At 64.6% G+C, this 4,497-nt stretch carries 5 protein-coding genes and 1 pseudogene; 4 read left to right on the top strand and 2 right to left on the bottom strand.

Translation table 11 applies throughout. The annotated features are described in order from the left end of the window. The 3 genes and pseudogenes from WBF82_RS12035 to WBF82_RS12025 form a co-directional block, all read left to right on the top strand. Positions 1-293 (top strand): annotated as a pseudogene (locus tag WBF82_RS12035) (class I SAM-dependent methyltransferase); the annotation flags it as partial. 12 nt (positions 294-305) lie between these two features. Next, entirely contained in the window at positions 306-1,127 is an 822-nt protein-coding gene (locus tag WBF82_RS12030) for an alpha/beta fold hydrolase (RefSeq protein ID WP_424383254.1), read from the top strand. 34 nt (positions 1,128-1,161) lie between these two features. Further along, on the top strand, positions 1,162-1,971 hold the full coding sequence (locus tag WBF82_RS12025) for a glycoside hydrolase family 16 protein (protein ID WP_424383253.1): 810 nt from the start codon (positions 1,162-1,164) through the stop codon (positions 1,969-1,971). A gap of 23 nt (positions 1,972-1,994) precedes the next feature. Here the strand turns inward: WBF82_RS12025 and WBF82_RS12020 are convergent, their stop codons facing one another. After that, entirely contained in the window at positions 1,995-2,333 is a 339-nt protein-coding gene (locus WBF82_RS12020) for a hemophore-related protein (protein WP_424383252.1), read from the bottom strand. Between the two features lie 152 nt (positions 2,334-2,485). Between WBF82_RS12020 and WBF82_RS12015 the strand changes: the two genes are divergently transcribed. Then, positions 2,486-3,760 carry an acyltransferase family protein gene (locus tag WBF82_RS12015; RefSeq protein ID WP_424383251.1) on the top strand — a complete coding sequence of 425 codons (1,275 nt, stop codon included), beginning with the start codon at positions 2,486-2,488 and terminating at the stop codon, positions 3,758-3,760. On the opposite strand, the gene tpx is transcribed toward WBF82_RS12015, so the two are convergent. Continuing rightward, on the bottom strand, positions 3,757-4,257 hold the full coding sequence (gene tpx, locus WBF82_RS12010; protein WP_424383250.1) for a thiol peroxidase: 501 nt from the start codon (positions 4,255-4,257) through the stop codon (positions 3,757-3,759). The genes WBF82_RS12015 and tpx overlap by 4 nt on opposite strands. Between the last annotated feature and the right edge of the window lie 240 nt (positions 4,258-4,497).

Raw genomic sequence — 4,497 nt, 5'->3', positions numbered from 1 at the left:
TGCCGCGCAAAGGTTATGTCCTCGACGATGCCGCCCGTGAACTCGGACAGCAGTGCAACACGATGATCTTCACCTGGGAGGAGATGACGAGCGCAGCCGACGAGCTACCGCTTGAGCTCGTTGCCGACGACTCCGCCTATGAGTACGAGAAACTTCACCTGCCCGAGGGCGCTTGGCCACCGACGGCCTGGTTCGCCGACTGGGCAAGCGGCCTTGACCTGTTCGACGTCGAGCGGGACGAATCCCCGATCGATTTGCGCTGGCTCGTTTACCAGAAGGCCTCCTCCCCCTAAGGTCTCTTAGCCATGGCTGATGAACTGCACTTCGTCGATGCGAACGGGCTGAACTTTGCTTATCTCGAGGAGGGCACCGGGCCTCTTGTGCTCATGCTGCACGGGTTCCCGGATACCGCACACACCTGGGATGACCTGCGCACGCGAATCGCCGCCCAGGGATACCGCGCGGTCAGCCCGTTCATGCGCGGTTACCACCCCACCGCGATCCCCGATCGTGACGCTGACCAAGAGACCTTGGCGCGTGATCCGCTCGCATTGATCGAGGCACTCGGTGCCCGTGACGCCGTCGTCATCGGCCACGATTGGGGTGCTTCGGCCGCCTACGGCGCGGCGGCGCTCGGTCCTGATCGAGTGAAGAAGCTGTTCGTCATCGGGATTCCACACCCCGCGGCGTTGAAACCGTCGCCGAAGAAGCTCTGGGGTGTCCGCCACTTCGCGGCATACAAGTTGCCGGGTGCGCCGAAGCGCTTCGCGCGCAATGACTTCGCGGCACTGCCCGCGATCTATCGGCGATGGTCGCCGGACTGGACTCCTGATCAAAAGGAGTTCGATGCCGTCCGCGCGAGCTTCTCGAACGCGGCGAGCTTGAACGCCGCGTTCGGCTACTACCGAAAGCTCTCGCCAATACCCAGCGAATCATTGCGGACACGGATCACGGTGCCGACGGTGGTCTTTGCCGGGCTCAACGATCCAGTCGTCGCGCCGTCGGACTACCGGGGCGCCGCCCGGATGTTCGAGGGCGATTACGTCGTCGAGGAAGTGCCGGGCGGGCATTTTATGCATCGAGAGCACCCGGGTGTCTTCGCCGAGCGCCTGCTGGCTCATCTCTGACCCGAGCTGGCCGGGCTGCTATGGTGCTTTGCCTATGCCCCAGATGGACCGCCGCAGGATGATGTTGATGACGGGGGTCGGCGTGCTGGCAGCCGCGGTCCCCATCCCCGAGGCCCGGGCTTACCCGCGCCGCCCGGACGCACCAACGGGTTCCTACGTCTTTCACGACGAGTTCGACGGGCCGGCCGGCTCGGCGCCGGATCCGTCGAGGTGGGCGGTCGCTAAAGCCCGCGAGACGATCAAGGATCCGACGTATTGGGAGCGCCCCGAAAACATCGGGCAGTACCGCGACGATCGCCACAACGTCTTCCTGGACGGCAATTCCAACCTCGTCCTGCGCGCCGCGAAAGACGGTGCCACGTATTTCAGCGGCAAGGTTCAAAGCCTGTGGCGGGGCGGCGTCGGGCACACCTGGGAAGCCCGGATCAAGCTCAATTGTCTGACCGCCGGTGCGTGGCCCGCATATTGGCTGGGGAATGAGGATCAGGGCGAAATCGACGTCATGGAGTGGTACGGCAACGGCAGCTGGCCCTCGGCCACCACCGTGCACGCCAAAGCCAACGGTGGCGAATGGAAGACGCACAACATCGCGGTAGACGGTGGCTGGCACACCTGGCGCACCCAGTGGGACGAGGCCGGTATCCGGTTCTGGAAAGACTACGTCGAGGGCGCGCAACCGTACTTTGACGTGCCCGCGAGCTCGCTACCAGACTGGCCGTTCAACGGGCCGGGCTACACCGCTTTTCCAGTGTTCAACCTCGCGGTTGCCGGTTCCGGCGGCGGCGATCCCGGATCCGGCAGCTATCCCGCGGACATGCTCGTCGACTGGATACGTGTCTGGTAACGCGTGATGCACGCGTCAGGAACTCAGTAGTTGTTGCAGCTGGTGGCGATTTGGCCGATCAGCCCGATGTATTTGGCGGCCCCCGGCATGCCCTGCGCCTGCTGCGCCATTTGCGCGCGCTGGGGCGGCGGTGACGACAGGAAGGACCGCAACCAGCCCTGCGCCATTGCTGACGAGTTGAACTTCGCCGCATCGGCCGGCGATTGCGCGTTGAGCGCCGCTACCACCTGCGGGTAACTGCAGGTGGTGTTGATTGCCGAATCGATACCCGGATCTGCGGACGCAATCCCTGCGCCGGCAACCAACGACAACGTCAGACCGCCGACTGCAGCAGCCAGTTTGGTGAACGAGGGCGTGACCATATGGGGACACCTTCCAAGCTATGCACCGCCGGACTTCGGCGAAGAGATCACCAGTTTACCGGAACGGACCGGGGCACGGATCGCTCAAAGTGCTGGTGCCGCTACGCAAAAGCTGAGAATTCTCAGGCTCAGCGCGGGCTACTGTCTGGATCATGCGCCCGGCCCGCAATCTGGCGGTGGATTTCTACCGCGTATCGGGTGTCGTTCTCATCGTGCTCGGCCACTGGCTCGCCGGATCGGTGACATACCACGACGGCCAGTTCGGTCGGCAGAACCCGCTCGTCGACCAGCCCTGGACCCAATGGCTGACGTGGCCGTTCCAGGCCGTGCCAACGTTCTTCCTGGCCGCCGGTTACGCCGGTGCCGTGTCCTGGGCGCACCGGCGTAGTACCGAGGGCGCGTCGCGTCAGACGTGGGTGCGGCATCGACTTGCCCGGGTACTCGGACCCACCACGGTCTACGTCGGGCTGATCTCAGCGATTGTGGTTGTCCTGGACTGGCGCCACGTGGCCGGCTCCACGCTGGAATACGCGGGTTGGGCAGTGGCGATGCATCTGTGGTTCCTCGCCGTCTATCTGGTGGTGGTCTCCTTGACGCCGGTTGGCATTGCCGCACAACAGCGTTGGGGCCTCTGGGTGCCGGCGGTGCTCGCGGCGGGAGTCGTTGTGGTCGACGCCGTCTCCCTCGCCGGCCACCTCCCCTACCTGCGCTCGCTGAACTACGTGCTGTGCTGGGGTGCGCTCTACCAGCTCGGAATCGGTTGGCGCGACGGGCTATTAGCCGGCCGCAGAGGCGCGCTGCTCGCGGGTGGATCAGCCGTTGCGCTGACGCTGCTGATTTTGGTGGGCCCCTATCCGGTCAGCATGATCGGTGTGCCAGGGCAAAGCCTGCAGAACTCCGACCCGCCCTCGACGGCGATGCTGGCGTTCGCTTGCGCGCAAGCAGGACTGGTGATAGCCATCGCACCCGCGGTCAACCGGGCGCTACGCTCCGATTTCGCCCAGCGGGCACTGACGACTGCCAACACCAACGTGATGGCTCTTTATCTGTGGCACATGATTCCTGTTGTGGCCGTGGCGATCATCGGCTACCCGGCCGGATTGTTACCCCAACCGGTCGAGGGCACGGCCCAATGGTGGCTGGCCCGGCTGGAATGGGTGGTTGTCCTCAGCCTGGTGACAGCCGTCGAGATGGTGCTGTTGTACTGGGGCCGACGCGTTTTCGCGGCGCCGCTCGCCATGGTCAAGACGCCGCTGCGCGATCGATGGACCGAACCGATCATGCTCGCCGGTGCCGCGATAGCCGCCTGTGGCCTGGCATTCGTCGCCGCGCGAGGCTTCGCTCCGCACGGGCATTTCCCTTGGCTGACCGCGCTGATCTTTGCTGTCGGTGTGCTACTGGTCGCCGGTCAGCCGCGAAACGACTAGGCCGCGCTCAGCGCATTCAGCGCCGCATCGTAATTCGGCTCGTTGGCGATCTCGGGAACCAGCTCCGAGTAGGCGACGTTGCCGTCGGCGCCGATCACCACGACGGCCCGGGCGAGCAGCCCCTCGAACGGACCGTCGGCAATGGTGAGGCCGTAGTCCTGCCCGAAGCTGTCACGGAACGCCGAGGCGGTCTTCACGTTCTCGATACCCTCTGCGCCGCAGAATCGCGCCTGCGCGAACGGCAGATCTTTGGACACGCACAACACCGACAGCCCGCTTGCGGCGGCGCGTTCGTTGAAGGTGCGCACGCTGGTGGCGCATACCGGCGTGTCTACCGATGGAAAGATGTTCAGCAACAGCGGCTTACCGCCGAACTGGTCGTTGCTGACTGGTGCCAGATCGGACCCGGTCAACGTGAAGGCAGGAGCTGGGGATCCGACGGCAGGCAATTCGCCAACCGTGTTGATCGGGTTTCCGCGCATAGTTATCTGAGCCATGGGCACAGTCTGCCAAGCCCGCAAGGTCAGCCTCGGGTTGGGGCTGGTGTCGCCCGTAGGGACTCGTGGCTCCCCCGCTCGGGGGCGAACGAATACGCACTGGTCAGGTCGGCTGGAGAGCCCTGGGACGGGCTTGGAGTCAGCAACGCAGAAACGACATATGCCGCCTCCTCCGCGTGCAAACACGCCATCTCTTATATGGTCGTGCTGTGCCGGAGATGAATCGACGCAACATGTTGT

Origin of the sequence: Mycobacterium sp. (assembly GCF_049673265.1) — a bacterium.
GTDB lineage: Bacteria > Actinomycetota > Actinomycetes > Mycobacteriales > Mycobacteriaceae > Mycobacterium.
Note: the sequence above shows the minus strand (reverse complement) of the source record. Positions and strands in the feature narration are given on the sequence as shown.